This is a genomic window from Sphingobacterium lumbrici, assembly GCF_006476045.1.
GTDB classification, from domain to species: Bacteria; Bacteroidota; Bacteroidia; order Sphingobacteriales; family Sphingobacteriaceae; genus Sphingobacterium; species Sphingobacterium lumbrici.
This window is the reverse complement of sequence record NZ_SRZY01000032.1, coordinates 16,479-37,715: the sequence shown is the minus strand read 5'-3', so window position 1 is coordinate 37,715 and position 21,237 is coordinate 16,479. Positions and strand designations below refer to the sequence as shown.

The following is a 21,237-nucleotide window of genomic DNA, read 5'->3' as shown; positions in this document are numbered from 1 at the left end:
TTATTCGTATGTGAATTCACCATATAACGACGTAATCGTAACCTGTTTTCTGTCAGAAGCTTCGACACGTCCGATAATTTGAGCCTGAATGCCAAACGAGTTTGAAATTGCAATGATGTCGGTAGCGATTTCTTCGGATACGTATAGCTCCATGCGATGCCCCATATTGAAAACTTTGTACATCTCTTTCCAATCTGTATTCGACTGTTTTTGAATCAGGTCAAACAGTGGAGGGATAGGGAACAGATTATCTTTAATGACATGCATGTCATTGATAAAATGCAGTACCTTCGTTTGGGCACCACCCGAACAGTGTACCATACCATCGATCTGACTACGGTACTTGTCTAATATTTTTTTGATCACAGGAGCATAGGTACGGGTGGGAGAAAGGACCAGTTTTCCAACGGTGATCTCTTCTCCGGTTTCCACCTTTATTTTGTCAGTCAAGGTTTTTCCCCCTGAAAATACAAGTTCATAAGGCACAGCAGGATCAAAGCTCTCCGGATATTTTTCAGCTACGGTTTTATTAAACACATCGTGGCGGGCAGAAGTTAACCCATTGGAACCCATGCCTCCATTGTATTCTTTTTCATAAGTAGCTTGGCCATTCGAAGCTAAGCCTACTATTACATTTCCGGGTTTTATGTTATGGTTAGAAATAACATCTGCGCGTTTCATCCGACATGTTACCGTGCTGTCGACAATAATTGTACGAACCAAATCTCCAACATCTGCAGTTTCTCCACCGGTAGAATAAATACCGATACCTAATTCGCGCAATTCCGCTAATATTTCTTCTGTTCCATTGATAATCTCGGCAATGACTTCACCGGGGATAACATTTTTATTACGTCCGATCGTTGAAGACAATAAAATGTTATCGATAGCACCTACACAGAGAAGGTCATCAATGTTCATGATGATTGCGTCTTGTGCAATACCGCGCCATACCGATGCATCTCCGGTCTCTTTCCAATACACATAGGCCAAAGACGACTTAGTACCCGCGCCATCTGCATGCATAATATTACACCATTGCTCATCTCCCCCCAATATATCAGGTATGATCTTACAAAAGGCCTGAGGATAAAGACCTTTGTCGATATTTTTTATAGCATTGTGTACATCCTCTTTACCAGCGGATACACCTCGTTGGTTGTATTTTAAATCTGACATCTTAGCGCAAAAATAAACAAACTGAATGACTATTGGTAATAGTTTTTTATTACCTTATAATTGACCATGCCGTCAGCAACTTTTCTGTAGTAAATTGTGCATTGGCCGGACTGCTACTTGGTAAGGTATGGTATTTGATATAATTAGCACAGTAGCTTCAAGATGTAATACAGGAGGAAAGGATTGTTTGATCATATTTTACATTTTTCTTCCATTTCAAATACGGAATCAATTTTCCAATTTGTTTTATCTTTCGAAGCTGCTACCGCCAACTGATCACAACGTTCATTTAGCGGATGACCAGCATGTCCCTTTACCCAAATCAATTTGACATCGTGAAGTTTGTATGATTGTATTAACCGCATCCAAAGGTCTTTGTTTTTCTTTCCTTGAAAGCCTTTTTGAATCCAGCCAAATACCCATCTTTTTTCGATTGCATCGATCACATATTTCGAATCGGAAAAGATAGTTACGTTTTGTTTTATATTTTTTAGCGCTTCTAACCCAATTATTACGGCGAGTAGTTCCATACGGTTGTTGGTCGTTTTTCTAAAACCACCTGAAAACTCTTTTTCAATTAGTTTACCCTGATATTCCGGATTTGAACCTTGATAAATCGTTCGTAATATCGTGCCGTATCCGCCAGGACCAGGGTTTCCACTTGATGCTCCGTCTGTATATAATTCGATCATTCGTGCAAAAATACACTTAATCTGAATATAGACGACCAATATTTCCGCTAAAAATAAATTTTAAAGGGAATGGAGAATGGCGGTGGTTAGGTAAACCGAGTAAATACAAAATCAGTCTAAGTTTGAAATTGCTTTAAAATTGATTATTTTCACCGATCAAATTATATACATACTTAATATGAATCTACGAAAATTCTTTAGTGCACTCTCGTTGTTGGTGATCAGTACGGGGTTAAATCTGCAAGCTCAGCACAATTCTGAAAAGAAAATGGAATGGTTTGAAGATGCAAAACTTGGTATATTTATTCACTGGGGTATCTATTCTGTAGATGGTATATCTGAATCATGGGCGTTTTTTAACAATTACACCAGCCATGCAAACTACATGAAACAATTAGGCGGTTTTACGGCTTCCAATTACAAACCAGAGGAATGGATTGATCTTATTCAGCAATCCGGTGCCAGGTACACTGTTATCACAACGAAACATCATGATGGTGTATCCTTATGGGATAGCAAAGCACAGCGTGCTATTACTACGGTCAAAGATGCTGCTGCGAAAAAGGATGTATTAACACCCTTTATTTCTGCATTAAAGAAAACAGACTTAAAGACAGGCTTATACTATTCGCTTCCCGATTGGAGCCACCCATGGTATGATATTAATACACGTACTAAAAAACGATATGACCTGCAAGACGAGCCGAAACGGTGGGCTGATTTTGTGGAATATTATCAATCACAATTAAAGGAATTGTCTACGAAGTACAATCCGGATCTGATTTGGTTTGATGGGGATTGGGAACATAATTCTGAACAATGGAAAGCACCACAAACCCTGTCACTTTTGAAATCTTATAATCCGGATATTATCATCAATTCCAGGTTGAATCATCTTGGAGATTATGAAACGCCGGAGCAGGGAGTACCTATTACCAGACCGAAGAACAGATATTGGGAATTGTGTTATACGATGAACGATTCGTGGGGATATCAACCTTTTGATACGCATTATAAAACACCAAATATGATTGTTCGTACATTAGTAGAATGTATTTCGATGGGTGGAAATCTGTTGCTTGATATCGGGCCAAAAGAAGATGGAACGATCCCGGAGCCACAAATAGCGATCTTAAAGGAACTGGGTCGGTGGACGGCCAAACATCAAGAAGCAGTATATGGAACAAGAGAAGGATTAACGGCATCTTTTTTAAAAGATAAAAGTGCGTTTTCTAAAGATGGTAAAACGTTGTTTGTGTATTTGGAAAATGTAAAAGATCAAGTTCGTATAACGGGGTTGCGTACGAAGCCCAAGTCGGTGCGGATAATAGGGACATCTGAAACAATTATTCCTAAATACGATGGATATCATTTAAATCTGTCGTTGTCCCCCGATAATTTTGACTCCGCCGTTACGGTCGTTGCTATCACGTTTGATGAGAAACCTGAATTTCGTGTCCATGAGGCAGAAGATGTCCCTTCTCTGCAAAGTATTTTAAGTATGGAGGATGCTTCAAAAGCCATTTCAACATTGGTAAAATGGACTGATGCCGGATCAAATCTATTAAAAGGTAAATTACAAAGTGATGGAAGTGAAATAGATAGTGATTTGAAATTTGCAAACAAAAGGGTAAAGGAATGGATATTGAAACACGCAGAAGTATTGCACAATGCACAGGTCGGTATAGCCTCCGGGCATTACGCCGGAGCGACAGCTCTTTCAGGAGATAAACAGACACTCTATCTGTTTGTGGAAGGTAGGCCGACAGGACCTCTTGCAGTGAAGGGGTTGAAAAGTGGGATAGCGCGTATCCGTATTGTGGGTGAAGGTTCAATGATAGATCATGATATTTTCAATAAATTGTATTGGTCGCCTATTCCGGGTATCGTATATATAGATCTGCCGGCATCCAGATTAGATAAGGATATTACTGTTGTTGCAGTTTTATTGGATAAGCCTATTGAATTATACCGTGAGGAAGTAGGGGCTATAGAAAGTAATTTGTAAATATAAAAGGAAAAGCCATCAAAAATAAGTTTTTGATGGCTTTCCAAATATTATTTCTGCTCTGCAACTTCTCTGTTTAGCTCCTTAGCATTTTTTACTTTGTTTTTGAGTAAAGCCAGCTCAATGACCTCCGACATCTCACTTACGTAGTGGAATGTAAGATCTCTAATATAGTCTTCTTTTATTTCTATAATATCTTTTTTGTTGGATTTACAAAGTATAATCTCCTTGATATTGGCACGTTTTGCGGCGAGTATTTTTTCTTTTATCCCTCCAACAGGCAATACTTTTCCTCTGAGCGTAATTTCTCCGGTCATTGCTAATTTCTCTTTTACTTTGCGCTGTGTAAATAAAGAAGTCAATGCGGTGAGCATGGTGATACCTGCAGAAGGGCCGTCCTTAGGCGTAGCTCCTGCCGGAACGTGTACATTCACGTCCCATTGGTCAAATATTTTATAATCAATACCAAACTCTTCTGCATGCGAACGAAGATAAGCCATTGCAATAGCTGCCGACTCTTTCATTACATCACCTAAGTTTCCTGTTAAGCTCAATTTGCCTTTTCCCGGACTTAAGCTAGATTCTATAAACAAGATATCACCACCTACAGATGTCCAAGCTAGTCCGGTAACAACCCCTGCTACTTCGTTGTTTTCATAGATGTCCTTGTCAAAAATCGGGGCACCTAATATTTCTTCTACGATAGGGGCAGATATATTTGTGTTATACGGTTTTTCCATAACAATCTTGGTTGCTACACCGCGTACTACAGAGCCTATTTTCTTTTCCAAACCCCGTACACCAGATTCTCTTGTATATTCCTCAATTATTTTCTCAATAACTTTAGGAGATAATGATACATCTTTGGTGTTCAAACCGTGCATTTCACGTTGTTTTGGTAATAGATGTTTTTTGGCAATCTCTATTTTTTCTTCAATCGTATAACCGTTCACTTCTATGATTTCCATCCGATCAAGCAATGCCGGTTGGACGGAATTTAATGAATTTGCGGTAGCAATGAACATTACTTTAGATAAATCGTATTCCATCTCTACGTAATGGTCATAGAAATTAGTGTTTTGTTCCGGATCCAATACTTCCAATAAAGCAGATGATGGATCGCCTTTAAAGTCTGAACCGATTTTATCTATTTCATCCAGTACGAAAACAGGATTTGAAGTTCCTGCTTTTTTTAGCGATTGAATGATACGACCGGGCATAGCACCAATATACGTTTTACGATGGCCACGGATTTCAGCTTCATCACGCACGCCACCCAAAGCCATACGTGTATATTTTCTTCCTAGTGCACGTGCGATAGATTTACCCAGCGAAGTTTTTCCCACTCCCGGAGGGCCGACCAAACAAAGGATCGGGGCTTTCATGTTGTTTTTAAGTTTCAACACGGCAAGGTATTCTATAATACGTTGTTTTACCTTTTCTAATCCATAGTGATCCTTATCCAATATCTTGATTGCACGGTTCAGATCAAAATTGTCTTTCGTGTATTCTCCCCAAGGTAGATCCAAAAGCAATTCTAAGTAATTCAGTTGTACCGAATAATCAGCTGCTGCCGGATTAATACGGGCTAACTTCTCACTTTCTTTATTAAAATGTTGTTTTAACTCCTGAGACCATTTTTTCGTTTTAGCTCTCTTTTTTAATTCTTCCATCTCTAAATCAGGGGTATTCCCGCCTAATTCTTCCTGGATTGTTTTCAATTGTTGATTGAGGTAATAATCGCGTTGTTGCTTATCCAAATCGATCCTGACTTTATTCTGGATTTGATTTTTAAGCTCTAACATCTGAATTTCAGTTGTCAGGTACTCCAGTAATAACTTGGCACGTTTAACAAAATCTTTCATTTCCAAAAGATCCTGCTTGTCGATCATCTCAAGAGATAAATTTGAGGATATAAAGTTGACTAAAAATGTAGGACTTTCAATGTTCTTTATTGCAATACCGGCTTCGCTAGGAAGATGGGGAGAAAGTTGAATCACTTGAAGTGCTAATTCTTTGATAGAAGATATCAAGGCTTTAAACTCTTTGCTGCTCGTTTTGGGTTTATCCTCCGGAAAACGTTCAACCTTAGCTTTGATATAAGGTTCCGATTGAATCAATTCTATAAGTTTGAAGCGCTGCTTTCCCTGAATGATTACTGTAGTATTCCCATCAGGCATTTGCAAGATCTTAATGATATTTGCTACAGTGCCGACTTTGTTCAGTTGATCAAAACCGGGGTCTTCAATATTCATGTCTTTTTGAGAAACCACGCCAATCGTTCGATTTCCTTTATAGGCATCTTTTACAAGTTTGATAGACTTATCTCTGCCTACGGTAATCGGTATGACAACTCCGGGAAATAACACGGTATTGCGGAGAGGAAGAATGGATAAATCTTCAGGAATATCTGCTTTACTCATTTCGTCTTCATCTTGCTGACTTAGCAAAGGAAAGAATTCTGTATCTTCGCTAATCATTGGTATAGCCTGATTGAAGTCGAATGTGTCAAATTTGCTCATCTATATATTGTTTGGTAATCCGACAAGATGTCAGATTGTTTAGTATAAAATCTTTAATAAACTGTGATTGCTTATATTGCAAGTCCGATGCCAACTTGAATATTTGGTATTATTTATGCTATATTAATTTGGATACTGCTAAAACGTCAGAAAATAAGTTTAGATTGGCATTGTTTTCATAGGCGTAAAGGTAACGATTATTGGAGGAACAGTGTATAATGTGGAAATGTTTATAAATAATAATTGTTTGCTTAAACTTAATCCGGCATATTTACTCTATTAGATAGAAACTATATAAAATAAGGATATGAATTTAAAATTTGTGGGTACTCATTTAAGAACATTAAAACTCGGAATTGCTACTTTAGCGTTAGCAGTAACTACGCTATCGGCTCAAGCACAGCAACAAGAACACAGCAATCCAAATGTCCGTCTCGGGCAAAAAGCATTGTTGGATGGCGATTTTAAAAGTGCGGCCTTACATTTGGAAAAAGCCCTTCCTGCAGAAAGTAAAGACCCTAATGTGTTGTACCTGTTGGGTTATTCACAGTTTCACAATGGTGATTATACAAAAGCAGCAGCTTCATTTGGTAAAGTAATTGCGCTGGACAGTAAAAATGCAAATGCATACTATTATAAAGCAAAAGCAAACAACAATTTGGCCATTGCAAAAGAAAGCAAGTTGTCGTTAGCTCAAAAAGAGCAGTTATTAACGTCAGCTATCGATGATTATACTAAAGCTATTTCCGTCAATGCGAACGACGCTAAATTATATCAAAATCGTGCTATTGCTTATCGTGATTTAGGAATTTTGAAGGGAACTTCTGAGACCGCAAATTATAACAAAGCGGCTGCAACTGATGCTTATAACAAAGCGATTGTAGATTATGAAAAAGTGTTGACGTATGACGCTGCCCGTAAAGATATTCAAACTGAAGTAAAAAAAGCAAAAGTGTATAGGGATAACTTAAAATAGGTTATTCTCCGTTTAGAACAAAGAAGGCGAAAAATAACATATTTTTCGCCTTCTTTGCTGTATGCAAAAATTATTGTTTTATGTTACAATATTCATGGAAAAGAATATTTTCTGTTTTTAGTCCTGCTTTTATGAAAACAGGACAAAAGAAATAACAGGAATTGAGTTTTCAGTTCCCTTTACTATATTCGCATAAAAAACAATATTATGGCTCAGGAATTAATACAACGATTAAAAAATAAGGAAGTAAAATTTGAGGACGTATTAGCTTTTATTGATGAACGATATTTACATACGCCGACTGCATTTACAAACGGCAAACAATATAATACTGAAAATGAAAACCAGGGAAGTGCAAAGGTTTTTTCTTTCGCACAGATAAACGGACTTTCAAAAGAAGATACGTTGCTTTTATTTGCCGAACATAGAGAGGCGGTATTGGCCTCTCCCGATGCTACAGATCATCAAAACATCCGTCAGTTTATATTGAACGGGTGGGAAGGTGTGACGTTTGAAGGAATTGCCTTACAGGCAAAATAGTTGATAGCCGATCTCGGAAAAAATAAAAGAGGTGTTCAAAAAAACAATATGATGAGTTTTTTGAACACCTCTTGTTGTAGGATTTTTTTTGCTATACTTTTTAAATATATTCTATTCGTTCTCTAAAATATATTTCAAGTTCTGAAGACCCTTGTCGAAGTCTTTGTTCATGTCAAAAAATAACCCAATGATGTTAAAAGGGTAGGGCATCTTTCCATCAATTTCCCAAATTACTTTGGATTGTGTTGGACTCAACTCTTCGACACGAAGAATGGATTTATTGACATCTTTGGATCCGTTGAAAAACAAGTCAGTATCCATTTGCTGTCCTTCCTCAATTCGTGTAATAACTTGTTCACCTTCACCTACCTTATCACTTTTCCATACATAGCGAAAGCCTACTGTTCCGTCAGTTCCGGAATAAGTTTGCTGAATATTGGGATCTTGTCTAGACCAATTGTCGTAGTTCGATTGGTTGCGTAGTAGCTTTACGTAATCAAACACTTCCTGTCTTGGCTTGTTGATAGCTATTTCACTTCCGGCATGGAAGTTCTTAGGTATTATTAGTGCTATAATTAATACCAATGCAATTAGTCCTAAAAGTGTAAATAAGATGTACTTTAAGATTTTCATGTGTATTTCGTATTACTAGTTAATTTATTGGATGAGACTTATTAATTTTTGTACGGTATTCAAATTTCGTCCTGTTGCTTTTACTTTTAACGATTTCTCAAAATAATTATTATTCATTTTGGATTTTGCCATTCCGTCCGGCAGGTAAAAATATAGCACATTATTGATGAGCTGAAATTCTTCTTGTCCGTGATCTTTTGCTTGCAACTTGTTTACTAAATCGGTGCTCGGTTGAGCAGATAAAAATGTGATGAATAACTTATTGGGTTCGTGCTCCATTTGAAAAGGGTTGTTTAAAAGTGCTTGATGCAGTTCTTCAGCAGTTATTACAAAAACTTCGATATCTAATCCCAATTTCTCCTGAATAAGATGATGTATAGTCGATTTTACATCGTTTTTAGCGAGAGGAGAGGAAAGAATAATATTACCACTTTGAATGTAGGAAATGACTTCATCAAATCCTGCATTTGTCAAAAGGAGTCTTAGATCTTGCATCTTAATGCTGTTTTTTCCCGATACATTAATGCCCCGTAGCAATATAATATGTTTCGTCATTTTATTATGATTATACATTTTGCAAATTTCATTTCCCGTGTTAGCTTCTTTAAAATGATTATAACATTTTGCTAATAAAATCAAATCGGATACCATCACTAAACCATCTATTTATTGATAAATTTAATTTTTTCTAGGGATCAATAAGCTCTCTCGCCAAAGGCGATTATTTTTCAATCATAGGTTTATATTTGCGCCTTTCATCAAACAGGATGTACAAATTGATCAAAAATAATATGCCTGCTATCGATAATGTAGCGGGTGAATATATTGCGTTTTGTAAGATCACACCTACCATTACAGGGAGTATCATTATAGCACCTAACGCTCGTGTTTTGGGAATTATAAATAGAAGTCCTCCCAGCACTTCGATGAACCCCACCAAAGGCAATAGCCATTTGATGCTGGCCATTGCTTCGCTAACTTTCAGTAATTCACCTTCCAACTCTGGCGCAGGCATGTACATAATGAATTTATTGAGGCCTGCATTGATAAACATGACACCAAAGAGTATGCAAATAATGTATTTAAAAATTTTCATCGGTATATAATTTAATTAATTTCTCTAAGTTCTAAATTTAGTTTGTAATTCGAATATAAAACGTGTGGTTATCTGTTAAAGTGTAATTTTCTACTGGTATATACGGGTGTGATAAGCGGTAAATACAATATTGTATTTACTCTTCTTTCATAAAATCAAATGCACCTTTTCTGAGGTTAATGCCGTATTCCAGATAGGCTTTTAAGCAGGCTAAAAAGTTAGCCCAACCTTCGGTCTGGCCTATAGCCTGTTGGATACCGTCTTCGTCGACATTCATTTGCTTTTCTTTAATGTGTACCACTGTCGAATTATTCTCCTGTGGTTCGAGAAAAATCTCAACAAGCATGTCTTCTGCACCACCGCTCCAGTCAAAGGAAATATAACTAAAGGGTTGGATTTCTTGAGGTTCAACGGGAAAAATTCCTTCAAACTCAGGGAAACTCCACTCAACGGTACCGGAAGAGTCTAGTCGGCCTGTACTTTTTGAGATGAAATAATTCGACATTTTTTCGGGATCTATGATCGCTTCAAAAACTTCTGCGATGGGTTTTTGAATTTGAATAGCAGCTTTAGCAGAAAGGTGTTTTCCCATGATAATTCAAATTTCAAGGATAACAATTAATATCACAATTGGTTTTGCGTTGCACCTATCATTTTCCGCTAGCTGATGTCTATATTATATTTTTCCAGTAATCCCGGTAGACCGATTAACGAGAATTTAGCTTTTTTAAGTTTATTGTTATCCGGGTCGATGCTATAGTTGTAGGCAGTTCTGAAGTCTACTTTTTCCAATACACTGTGAAAAAATTTACTATTGAGCAGATTGCAGTTGTCAAATATAGATTGTGTGAGATTACATTGTTCAAAGTCGACTTCCTTTAATTCGCAGGTGTGGAATATGGTTATCCATTTAAAACTAAAGTAGTAAATTAAAATGGATCTGCTATTTCGAATTCAATTACTTTTCGGGAGACCGGATGCACAAAAGAAATAAATCCCGCATGTAAGTGGAGTCTATCCGCTCGTGTTCCGTATAAATCATCCCCGACGATAGGTGTGTTTAAACCAAGCTGATGAGCGGAGTGAACACGTAGTTGATGCGTGCGTCCTGTAAGCGGGAAATAATGTATGCGTGTTTTTCCGTTTTCTATACCCACTACCTCAAATTGAGTTTGTGCTGCCTTGCCGTATTCGTAGCAAACGACTTGACGCGGCCTGTCGTCCAAATCTACACGCAACGGTAAATCAATTATTCCTGCGGTTTGCGTAATCAGCCCGTCTAGTAAGGCGGTGTACCGTTTTCGCACGGTATGACGGATGAATTGATCCTGAATAAACTGATGTGCATGTTTGTGTTTTGCGAGTACAAGTATTCCCGAAGTAGACATATCTAAGCGGTGAATAATTAAAGGCCCTGTAATCTTGGGGTAGCGTGCCAGAATCCTTTGCTGTACACTATCTTGAATATGAATGCCGGGTACCGATAAGAATTCTGTAGGTTTGTTAATGACGATTAGATGTTCATCTTCAAATATTATTTCCAACTCTTTACCCATAGCCGGATTTTGTAACATCGGATTGTCGTCTACGGCTAGTCCCTGTAACATGTGGCCCAAAATGGGTTCACATTTACCCCGGCATGCCGGATAGAAACTTTTATGTTTGCGCACTTCAGAAGAAGGGGATGCCCCCCACCAAAATTCGGCCATACATACCGGCTTTAAAGCATTTTGATATGCGTATTGTAATAGTTTTGGCGCGGCACATTCGCCCGCGCCAGCAGGTGGCATAATATTATTTGCCTCTTCGAAAATGCCCAACACATTTTTAGCCTCTTTGTAAGCATTGAGGAATTGATACTGATCAAAAAGTTTGCGTTGTAACGCGGCAGATTTTTGCTTTCGGATTTCTTTCAAATTTGCTATTTGCCCCTGAAGCTGATCTACGACTAACTTTGCTTGTTCCATATCTAATTTGCATTGCGCCTTCAGTATGTCATATTCATGCTGATCGCGGTAGCTCTGTTTTATGAGATCAGCCTCCACTTCTTGGTATTTCGTTTCCGCTAATAAGGATTTCTGATGTGTCCGTATTTGTTTGCGCTCTGCTTTATTCTGCTTATGTAGCACACGCATGTTGGTTAATTTGACGACTGCGCCCTCATTAGTTTTTTCCAAATCGGCAACCGCATATTTAAGTTCTTCACCAGTTTCTAATTTTTCGATTTTTCGATTCAGCTGATTGATGGTCGATTCTTCTTTCAAAAAGAACCCCTCTTCATCCAACATATCAAAAATAGGAGGGACAAAATAGTGATGTCTATTTGTGCCGGCAAGTTTACCCGAGCAGGCTGCCAGATAACCTATTTCACCGGAAGGAGTTTCTACCACAAGCACACCAAACATTTTCCCGATTACCAACCCTTCCTGTCGTTCACTTAATCCAAAATTGTGGACGAAATCATCTTGTTCTGTTAAGTATTTTTGTAGCTCTTTGGTTGCCACAATGCTTAATGCGTGAGGTTCGTAATAAAAAGGAAAAGTGAATTTCTGCGGTTTTTCTATAAGAGATATATCTGTCGTAAAAGGATGCAGCTTGTATAAGTTGTCGTTCAAAAAAGGACCGTAATAAACACGGCTTGTACAAGTATCATCACCTTTAAAAGACAATTTATTTTGACATGAAGAGGAAGGTGATGACCGCATAGTATAATTTGTTGTGTGCCACAAAAATAGGAAGAATACCGAAATTTATGACAATTAAATGTAGTTAGGCGATGTACTAATTCAAACTTAAAAGGTAAATTGTTGTTGTATTTACAAACGATTATTAATTATAGACTCCTGCCTTCCGGTAGGTGTCTGTTAACTAAAACACAAAATAAAAACAATGAAAGCAAATATTGGAATTAAAGAAAAAGACAGGGCTGTGGTAGCACAGATTTTGAATAAACTGCTGGCAGACGAAAATGTACTGTATACTAAGGTGAGAAATGCACATTGGAATGTGGAGGGGTCGGATTTTCATGCACAACATCTGTTTTTTGAAACCATCTATGGAGAATTAGCAGAGTTGATAGATGAGATTGCCGAACGTGTCCGCTCTATTGGTCACTTTGCTATTGGTACCATGAAGCAATTCTTGGAACTTACACAGTTGACCGAAATGAAATACGGTAAAAATGATAGTCAGGGCTATATCAAGGAACTGTTAAATGATATTGAAAGCCTGATTATTTCCATTCGCGAAGATATCGATACTGTCGAAAAGGCAGGTGATGCCGGAACCGAAGATTTTCTAGTTGGCATTCTGGGAAAACATGAGAAGACAGCTTGGATGTTAAGGGCACACATTAAGTAAGTAAAAGACGAGATAGAACCCCCGCTGTACATGATTACTTCAAAGCCGTCATCCTGACGGCAGTCAGGGATCTAACAATCCGGTTCAGATGGTTATCTTCGATGAGCTCCCTGAGGTCGGTTCGACTTCGCTCAGCATGAACATTAAAGCGTTTTACGATTTCATCATGCACAAGGGGTAAGATATAATTAAGGGATATTGAAATTAAAATCGATATCCCTGTTTTTATGTAGAAAAGTTTAATTTTATCCGTGGTTAATTTTTTTGAGAACAACTATTAACTATGGCTATTGCGGTATATTCCTTAAAAATTGCTTAATTTGTACCTTAAATTAGAATTTGAAACTTGTTAATATAAGAATATGATTATACAACCACGTGTAAGAGGATTTATTTGTTTGACGTCACACCCCGAAGGAACGGCGCAACATGTTAAGGATCAAGTTGAATACGTAAAGTCAAAAGGTAAGATTACGGGTGGTCCAAAAAAAGTATTGGTCATAGGTGCCTCTACCGGATTTGGATTAGCGTCTCGTATTAGTGCTGCTTTTGGTTCGGACGCCGCTACCATTGGCGTATTTTTCGAAAAACCCGCTGCTGCAGGTAAGCCGGGAACTGCAGGTTGGTACAATTCCGCTGCTTTTGAAAAAGAAGCACAAGCAGCAGGTTTATATGCTAAAAGTATTAATGGCGATGCCTTTTCCGACGATATTAAACAGCAAACGATCGATTTGATAAAAAAAGATTTAGGGGAAGTAGATTTAGTCGTGTATTCCTTGGCATCTCCACGTCGTACTCATCCCAAAACAGGTATAGCACACGCTTCGGTCTTAAAGCCTATTGGACAGCCTTTTACTAATAAAACAGTTGATTTCCATACCGGTGTGGTTTCTGATATATCCATTCAACCCGTAGAAAATGAGGAGGATATTACAAATACTGTTGCCGTAATGGGAGGCGAAGATTGGAAATTCTGGATTGAGGATTTAAAAGCTGCCGGGGTATTGGCAGAAGGGGTTAAGACGGTAGCATATTCCTATATAGGCCCTGAGTTAACATATCCGATTTATCGAAATGGTACAATAGGCCGAGCCAAAGATGATTTAGAAGGAACGGTTCCTGCATTGAACGAACTGTTAAAAGACCTGGGAGGTGTTTCTTACGTGTCGGTGAATAAAGCATTGGTAACACAGTCCAGTTCGGCCATTCCGGTGGTGCCGTTATATATTTCATTGCTTTATAAGGTAATGAAAGAGAAAGGTATCCATGAGGGTACTATAGAACAAATGCAGCGCTTATTTGCAGAGCGCCTGTACAATGGTGGTGATATGCAGTTGGATGAAAAAGGTCGTATTCGTGTAGATGATTTAGAAATGCGTCCGGATGTACAAGAGGAGGTTGCTAAATTGTGGGAACAAGCCACTACGGAAAACTTAGAAGAGATTTCTGATATCAAAGGGTATCGGAAGGACTTCTTTAACCTGTTTGGTTTTAATCTCGATGCGATCGATTACGAAGCAGATACAAATGAGGTTGTAAATGTACCTAGCATCATCGATTAATTCTGTGATGTTGTATTTTCAAAATATAAGTCAGCAAACCTAAATTTGCTGACTTATATTTTGAAAATACTTTCTTCAATGAAATGTATATCTGCCTAAACAAACGTACGGTACTAAGTGTTGTTGATTTTTGATTTTTTAGCTGAGAAATGTGCTGAAATATCGTTTAAGCTATACGCATTTAAGCATTTTTCTTTTGATAATCCTCCTTTTCTTGCTGCAAATACACCATAGTGCATGTCCAGCAAACCTTCTGTACGGTGCGCATCCGGATTAATAGATAACAATACGCCTTTGTCCAGCGCGTATCTGTGCCAACGCCAATCCAGATCCAGACGTAACGGATTCGCATTGATTTCAATGACGACATGATTAGCTGCACAAGCGTCTATTACCTTTTTGTAATCAATCGGATAGCCCGCTCTGGATAACAGCAGTCTTCCGGTAGGGTGTCCTAATATTGTTGTGTATGGATTTTCAATTGCTTTTATTAATCGAGCTGTGGCCTTAGATTCCTCCATTTTTAGATTGCTATGTACAGATGCTACTACAAAATCGAATTTTGCCAACACAGTATCCGGATAGTCCAGAGCACCATCAGAAAGAATATCTGATTCAATACCTTTGAATATTTTGAACGGCGCTAAGGTTTCGTTCAAATGATCTATTTCTATCCACTGTTCTTCCAGTCGTTCAATAGATAATCCATTGGCGTAAACTGCCGTTTTAGAGTGGTCACAGATTCCCAAATAAGCTAGACCGAGTTCATCTTTCGAGTATCGGGCCATCTCTGCAAGGGTATGTACACCATCGCTATATGTAGAGTGATTGTGTAAAGTCCCTTTGAGATCTTCAAATGTAATCAATGTGGGCAATAGATTCGCTTTAGTCAATTCAACCTCGTCAAGCCCTTCCCTGAGTTCAGGTTCTATGTAGCGTAGACCTAACTGTTGGTATATTTCTTCTTCCGAGCCTAATACCGGTATTACAGGCTGTATTTGTCGGATCAATTCAAGATGCTTTTCAGAACCGGTAGTTATCATTAATTCCTGAGCAAATTCAACCTCAGAAGTAAAATAAATCACGAAGGAGAAGTTGTTCTCGTCTTTGAATGAAATACTATGTGTATCCTCATTTAAAATGATTTCGTGATTCAATTTTTCAACCGCCTTATAGATTTGGTCTGCAGAAGCATCTGATAAAAGTTCAATATGGGTAAGCACTTCGCATTTGCGTCTAAATTCTCCGGTAAACGAAACGCGATGAGCAGGAAGTTGATTTTTTAAATGTGTATAAACCTGATTAGCGGAAGGCAATGCTTTGGCATAGAGTATCCATCCCTCGTTAGCAATAGTGAATTCGATCGCTCTCTTAATATCTTCCTGGGTTTTCAATCCAAAGCCTTTGGCTTCGATTAAGCGATTCTCATTGCAAGCGTAATATAATTCACCAACAGATTCGATCGCTAGATCTTTCCAGACAATCTGTACTTTTTTAGGTCCCAATCCTTTGATCTTAAGCATTTCCAAAATACCCTCAGGAGTCTTTTCCAGCAGATTCTCTAGGTCAGGGAATGTGCCCGAGGTTACAACCTGCTTGATTTTTTCGGCTGTACTTTTTCCGATCCCTTGCTGATTACTCAACTGATCCAATGAAGCATCTGTAGCCGAAAATGGTAATTTGTCGATTTTAAATGCAGCGCTCCCCATAGCTTTGGTGCGAAAAGGGTTTTCATTGTATAATTCCATCAATTGAGCGCAAAGTTTGAATACTTTAGCTATAGACTTGTTATCCATTTTTTTTTAAGTAAAATCTAAAATTTTGTGTATTCAAACTTAGATAAAATGCTTTGCATTCACGAACCGAATATCATGAGTTTATTCATACCATTGAAAATAAATATAAATAAGGGTATCGGTTAGCGAGCACATAGCGTAAAGGATACCCAATTCGTTTTTTTAGAGATGTGATGTTGACGGATTTATGATATTAAGAGCCTTGTTCTACCGTTTCTTTTTGCATCGTAATCGGATCGGGTCTGTGGTATTTGTTGACAATTAAACGAATGCCCGAATTTTTCGTTAAGAATTTAATCGACCAGTTTACAAAAGTGACCACTTTGTTACGGAATCCGAATATAGAAACCAAATGGATAAACATCCAGGTCATCCAGGCTATAAATCCCTTCATGTGGATTTTACCCATATCGACTACCGCTCTATTACGCCCTACAGTAGCCATTGATCCTTTATCAAAATAAGTGAAATCTGCATTAGGTTCGATTCCGGATAATAAATTTACAATGTGTTCGGCGACGTATTTTCCCTGTTGCTGTGCCACGGGAGCTACTCCGGGAAGACCTCTGGGATTTTCAGGAGTCAACATTGCAGAGACATCTCCGATAGCATATACATTCTCCAGACCTTCTACCTGACATTTTCCGTTCGTGCGGATCCGGTTGCCACGTTCTATAATTTCCGGATTCAGCCCTTCCGGATATTGTCCTTTCACACCAGCTCCCCAGATCACCGTTTTGGTAGGGATGTTTTCTCCGTTGCTAAACGTAATTGTATTACCGTCGTAGCCTGTAACCTGTGTATTCAACATCACCTTTACACCCAGCTCATTTAAATATCGTTCTGCGTCACGTGATGACTTTTCGGATAGTGCTCCTAGTATTTTTCCCGTTCCCTCAATCAGAAATACTTTCATTTCGTGTTCAGAGAGTTCAGGGTAATCTTTTTTCAACATGTGAAGCTGGATTTCGGCAATAGCTCCCGATAGCTCTACTCCGGTAGGCCCACCACCTACGACCACAAAGTTGAGGTATCGCTCTCTTTCCGACATATTTTTGCGCAATACAGCTTCTTCCAGATTTTGTAAAACATAACTTCTGATATTTAAAGCCTCTTTGATACTTTTCATAGGCAAAGAATATGTTTCTACTTCTTTATTACCGAAAAAGTTTGTTGTAGCGCCCGTAGCTATCACCAGGTAATCGTAATCGTAGTTACCGACCGAAGTGTGTACCACTTGCTGTTTGTGGTCAATATGATTAACTTCCGCTAATCGGAATCTAAAATTATGTTGTGACTTAAACATCTTCCGAATCGGAAACGAGATCGCATCTGAGGCTAATGTACCGGTAGCAACTTGATACATTAACGGTTGAAACGTATGAAAGTTGTTTCTATCTATTAATAATACTTCCAGATCTTTATCCTTTAGTTTGCGAGCTACCTCTACACCACCAAAGCCGCCACCAATAACAATTACGCGAGGGAAAGAACGCTCAGAACGGGTCAACAACATATATTGTTTGTTTAGTTTTAATAAAAAATTAACGGTCAAATATCTTAAAAAATTACTTCATTTCGGTAATTATTTTTCAATAATATTGTATTAAATATGGTGTTAAAGTTGTATTTATAGCTCAAAAACAAAGATTATTCCATTTTAAGCTATTTTGCTTAGTGTATAAAATACACATTTATTGTAACAGGCCATAGCCTCTACGATCGACAAGCCAAAAGGTTCATTGAAGTTTATTGGATGTAGCCTCTACGTTATTTTTTTATCAGTTCTTCGGTAAGTAAAGAGGAGACCTGTTCCCCGGGGTCGTCGTGAACGGGTGCAATTTTGACATTTCAACAATTTAATTTGTAAATTAAATTGTTGAAATGTTTTTATTTATCCATAAATCCATTTGAATTTATATTCTTTTTCGGGTACTTTTATTCTATCTGCAAGTCGAATAAGTCTATCGGGTAAACGCATCAGGTAATCTCTGGCTTTTTCACCTTGCGCATTCAGACCTGAAATTTGATCGATCTTCCAATCAGCAATAAGCTCTTTTAAAATGTCTACATAATCCAGAGCAGTGTACACATTCAGTCGTTGAGCAGCATCGGAGAAGTGTGCAAATGCCTCACCTTGCGGTTCGCCTGCTTCCTTTAAAAAATGTGCCGGCATGACAATTTTCTTGCGCATCATATCTTCAAAGGCTAACATTACTTCACTTGGATCTACTACAAAAGCATGCGAGATAAAAGACATGTATGCCTTTGCATGGCGCGCCTCATCGGCTGCAATGACACCACACATTTTTGCCAATAACTTATCCCCGTTCTTTTTAGAAATGGCTGCTACCCGACGATGGGATACGTTAGTGGCTAGTTCCTGAAAAGAAGTATAAACAAAGTTTCGGTAAGGATCTGCTCCCGTACCGATATCAAACCCATCTTTAATTAAGTATTGTGTGCTGATTTCGAACTGTCGCATGTCTACGCGGCCAGACAAATACAAGTATTTATTTAGAAGATCGCCGTGTCTGTTTTCTTCTGCGGTCCAGGCACGAACCCATTTCATCCATCCACCCTGTTCATTTTTGTCGACATCCTCTACCATAGTTAACCATGATTCATAAGTAGGTAAAGCTTCTTCTGTGACTGTGTCACCGATAAGCACGGCCACCAGGTCATACGGAAGTTCTTTCGCACTTTCCTGTAACTCTTTTACTTCTTGGAAGAATGTGTCTCTCGACGAATCGGGCAAGAAATCAGCAGGTTGCCACATCTGTTCAACCGGCTTAAGGTACTCGCTCATTTCATTCAGCATGAACGGTTCTAAATAAGCCATAACTTCTTTTCTTGACCCTTCTGGAAGATTTAATGGTAATTCTTGCATATTAGTACAAAGGTAATCAAATTCGATTTAATTAATACGGTATATTTGCCAATAAAAAATCGGAAATGACATAGAAATGTTCATTCTCCCGAAAATAAAGCCATATATCAACATTCCAATACCACTAATAGCAGAGAATTATTACCTCCGAATTCTAAGCTATTCTATATTGATCGTATTCCTTCTTCCGATAAAAGATACATCCAATTGACTTTTTTTGATGAGATAAACCTTAACTTTGTAATCTATTAAAAAGAGGACATTATACTTTGAAAAATTTCGATATTAATAAAATAAGAGCAGATTTCCCTATTCTGAAAAGACAGGTAAATGGTAAGCCCTTAATATACCTCGATAATGGCGCAACTACACAGAAACCGTCTAAGGTAATTGATGCTATTGTATCTTATTATACAGATATGAATAGTAATATTCATCGTGGAGTCCATTATTTAAGCCAGATTTCAACAGATGCGTTTGAAGTGGCCCGTCGTAAAGTACAGTCGTTTATTCATGCAGCGCATGAATATGAAGTAATTATAACCAACGGGACGACCCATTCGATTAATCTAGTCGCTAATTGTTATGGAAAGGCGTTTGTACATGCCGGTGATGAAGTTATCATTTCAGCGATGGAACATCATTCCAATATTGTTCCGTGGCAAATGCTCTGTGACGAAAAGGGAGCGAAGTTAAAAGTGATCCCGATGGACGAACATGGTGTACTGGATATTGAAGTTTATAAGGAATTGTTATCCGATAGGACAAAAATCGTATCAATTACGTATGTTTCCAATGCATTAGGGACAATTAATCCGGTGAAAGAGATTATTAAGTTGGCCCATGAACGTAATGTGCCGGTTCTGTTAGACGCCGCCCAGGCTGTGCAGCACCTAAAAATTGATGTACAGGAATTGGATGTGGATTTCTTAGCGTTTTCCGGACATAAGATGTACGGACCTACAGGAGTAGGCGTATTATATGGAAAAGAAAAATGGCTGAATGCAATGCCTCCTTACCAAGGTGGTGGTGATATGATTAAGGAAGTGACGTTTGAAAAAACCACATACAATGATCTACCGCTTAAATTTGAAGCAGGTACACCGAATATCGAAGCCGGAATCTGTCTGGCCAATGCTATTGATTATATCGAAGAAATAGGCTTAGATCAAATTAAAGCCTATGAGGACGAATTATTGAACTATGCAACAACACGGTTAGCCGAGGTAGAGGGTATAAAATTCATCGGTACGTCTGCGCAAAAATCTTCTGTCATATCTTTTGTAATAGAAGGTGTTCATCCATACGATGTAGGAGTGATCCTGGATAAATTAGGAATCGCTGTACGCACAGGTCACCATTGTGCCCAACCCGTAATGGATCAGTTCCGGATATCGGGCACAGTGAGAGCAAGCCTGGCAATGTATAATACCAAAGAAGAAGTGGATAGTTTGGTCGAAGGCGTAAAACGTGCGGTAAATATGTTAAAATAACCGTTATGCCCGGCACTTTTTATTTTTACCTTATCATTTTTGACTTTTAACTTATTACTTTTTACGAATGACGATCAACGAAATACAAGATGAATTAATAGAAGATTTTTCCTTCTATCAGGATTGGATGGAAAAATACGAATATATTATTCAGTTGGGAAAGGAATTGCCATTAATTAAAGAAGAATATAAGCAAGACCAATTCATTATTAAGGGTTGCCAATCAAAAGTATGGCTGTACCCCGAATTGAAAGACGGTAAATTGTATTTTACCGCAGATAGTGATGCCGTGATTACAAAGGGGTTGGTAAGCTTGATGGTAAAGGTGTTGTCTGGACATACGCCAAAGGAAATAGTAGATACCGATCTGTATTTTATAGATAATATCGGTCTTAAGGAACACTTGTCTCCAACTCGGGCTAACGGACTACTGTCAATGGTTAAACAGATGAAATTGTATGCCATAGCCTTGCAGGCGAAGCAGAACTAG

At 38.2% G+C, this 21,237-nt stretch carries 19 protein-coding genes; 7 read left to right on the top strand and 12 right to left on the bottom strand.

Going from position 1 to position 21,237, the window contains the following annotated elements; all coding sequences use genetic code 11:
• Both E4F24_RS12930 and E4F24_RS12925 read right to left on the bottom strand, forming a co-directional pair.
• Positions 1–1,179 carry an AIR synthase related protein gene (locus tag E4F24_RS12930; RefSeq protein WP_140939476.1) on the bottom strand — a complete coding sequence of 393 codons (1,179 nt, stop codon included), beginning with the start codon at positions 1,177–1,179 and terminating at the stop codon, positions 1–3.
• A gap of 191 nt (positions 1,180–1,370) precedes the next feature.
• Positions 1,371–1,871 carry a ribonuclease H family protein gene (locus E4F24_RS12925; RefSeq protein WP_140939473.1) on the bottom strand — a complete coding sequence of 167 codons (501 nt, stop codon included), beginning with the start codon at positions 1,869–1,871 and terminating at the stop codon, positions 1,371–1,373.
• Positions 1,872–2,049: 178 nt separating this feature from the next.
• Between E4F24_RS12925 and E4F24_RS12920 the strand changes: the two genes are divergently transcribed.
• Entirely contained in the window at positions 2,050–3,879 is a 1,830-nt protein-coding gene (locus E4F24_RS12920) for an alpha-L-fucosidase (protein WP_140939471.1), read from the top strand.
• Positions 3,880–3,929: 50 nt separating this feature from the next.
• Here E4F24_RS12920 and lon read toward each other — a convergent pair whose 3' ends face one another.
• Positions 3,930–6,401, bottom strand: coding sequence for an endopeptidase La (gene lon, locus E4F24_RS12915; RefSeq protein WP_140939469.1), 2,472 nt, complete (start codon positions 6,399–6,401; stop codon positions 3,930–3,932).
• Positions 6,402–6,708: 307 nt separating this feature from the next.
• Between lon and E4F24_RS12910 the strand changes: the two genes are divergently transcribed.
• Together E4F24_RS12910 and E4F24_RS12905 are read left to right on the top strand one after the other, a co-directional pair.
• Positions 6,709–7,377, top strand: coding sequence for a tetratricopeptide repeat protein (locus E4F24_RS12910; protein ID WP_140939467.1), 669 nt, complete (start codon positions 6,709–6,711; stop codon positions 7,375–7,377).
• Between the two features lie 207 nt (positions 7,378–7,584).
• On the top strand, positions 7,585–7,917 hold the full coding sequence (locus E4F24_RS12905; RefSeq protein ID WP_140939465.1) for a HopJ type III effector protein: 333 nt from the start codon (positions 7,585–7,587) through the stop codon (positions 7,915–7,917).
• A 111-nt stretch (positions 7,918–8,028) separates the two neighbouring features.
• On the opposite strand, the gene E4F24_RS12900 is transcribed toward E4F24_RS12905, so the two are convergent.
• The 6 genes from E4F24_RS12900 to E4F24_RS12875 all read right to left on the bottom strand — a co-directional run bounded on the left by E4F24_RS12900 (position 8,029) and on the right by E4F24_RS12875 (position 12,351).
• A complete protein-coding gene (locus E4F24_RS12900; protein ID WP_140939463.1) occupies positions 8,029–8,550 on the bottom strand; it encodes an SRPBCC family protein in 522 nt (173 codons plus the stop codon).
• 24 nt (positions 8,551–8,574) lie between these two features.
• Complete coding sequence (locus tag E4F24_RS12895) at positions 8,575–9,105, bottom strand: DUF1697 domain-containing protein (RefSeq protein ID WP_181182489.1); 531 nt, start codon at positions 9,103–9,105, stop codon at positions 8,575–8,577.
• A 166-nt stretch (positions 9,106–9,271) separates the two neighbouring features.
• Positions 9,272–9,646 (bottom strand): MauE/DoxX family redox-associated membrane protein, encoded by a 375-nt coding sequence (locus E4F24_RS12890; protein ID WP_140939459.1) that lies wholly within the window; start codon positions 9,644–9,646, stop codon positions 9,272–9,274.
• Positions 9,647–9,782: 136 nt separating this feature from the next.
• Positions 9,783–10,238, bottom strand: a complete 456-nt coding sequence (locus E4F24_RS12885) for an SRPBCC domain-containing protein (protein ID WP_140939457.1) — start codon at positions 10,236–10,238, stop codon at positions 9,783–9,785.
• A 68-nt stretch (positions 10,239–10,306) separates the two neighbouring features.
• Positions 10,307–10,546: a pentapeptide repeat-containing protein gene (locus E4F24_RS14045; protein WP_262709001.1), complete on the bottom strand. Its 240-nt coding sequence runs from the start codon at positions 10,544–10,546 to the stop codon at positions 10,307–10,309.
• Between the two features lie 29 nt (positions 10,547–10,575).
• Positions 10,576–12,351, bottom strand: a complete 1,776-nt coding sequence (locus E4F24_RS12875; RefSeq protein WP_140939453.1) for an RluA family pseudouridine synthase — start codon at positions 12,349–12,351, stop codon at positions 10,576–10,578.
• A 184-nt stretch (positions 12,352–12,535) separates the two neighbouring features.
• Between E4F24_RS12875 and E4F24_RS12870 the strand changes: the two genes are divergently transcribed.
• Positions 12,536–13,006 carry a Dps family protein gene (locus E4F24_RS12870; protein WP_140939451.1) on the top strand — a complete coding sequence of 157 codons (471 nt, stop codon included), beginning with the start codon at positions 12,536–12,538 and terminating at the stop codon, positions 13,004–13,006.
• 362 nt (positions 13,007–13,368) lie between these two features.
• Positions 13,369–14,568, top strand: coding sequence for an enoyl-ACP reductase FabV (gene fabV, locus E4F24_RS12865; RefSeq protein ID WP_140939449.1), 1,200 nt, complete (start codon positions 13,369–13,371; stop codon positions 14,566–14,568).
• A 113-nt stretch (positions 14,569–14,681) separates the two neighbouring features.
• On the opposite strand, the gene E4F24_RS12860 is transcribed toward fabV, so the two are convergent.
• The 3 genes from E4F24_RS12860 to E4F24_RS12850 all read right to left on the bottom strand — a co-directional run bounded on the left by E4F24_RS12860 (position 14,682) and on the right by E4F24_RS12850 (position 19,254).
• Positions 14,682–16,364: a DNA polymerase/3'-5' exonuclease PolX gene (locus E4F24_RS12860; RefSeq protein WP_140939447.1), complete on the bottom strand. Its 1,683-nt coding sequence runs from the start codon at positions 16,362–16,364 to the stop codon at positions 14,682–14,684.
• Between the two features lie 193 nt (positions 16,365–16,557).
• Entirely contained in the window at positions 16,558–17,880 is a 1,323-nt protein-coding gene (locus E4F24_RS12855; protein ID WP_140939445.1) for an NAD(P)/FAD-dependent oxidoreductase, read from the bottom strand.
• 378 nt (positions 17,881–18,258) lie between these two features.
• On the bottom strand, positions 18,259–19,254 hold the full coding sequence (locus tag E4F24_RS12850; protein ID WP_140939443.1) for an acyl-ACP desaturase: 996 nt from the start codon (positions 19,252–19,254) through the stop codon (positions 18,259–18,261).
• Between the two features lie 269 nt (positions 19,255–19,523).
• On the opposite strand from E4F24_RS12850, the gene E4F24_RS12845 reads away from it, so the two are divergent.
• Entirely contained in the window at positions 19,524–20,747 is a 1,224-nt protein-coding gene (locus E4F24_RS12845) for an aminotransferase class V-fold PLP-dependent enzyme (protein WP_140939441.1), read from the top strand.
• 67 nt (positions 20,748–20,814) lie between these two features.
• On the top strand, positions 20,815–21,237 hold the full coding sequence (locus tag E4F24_RS12840) for a SufE family protein (RefSeq protein WP_140939438.1): 423 nt from the start codon (positions 20,815–20,817) through the stop codon (positions 21,235–21,237).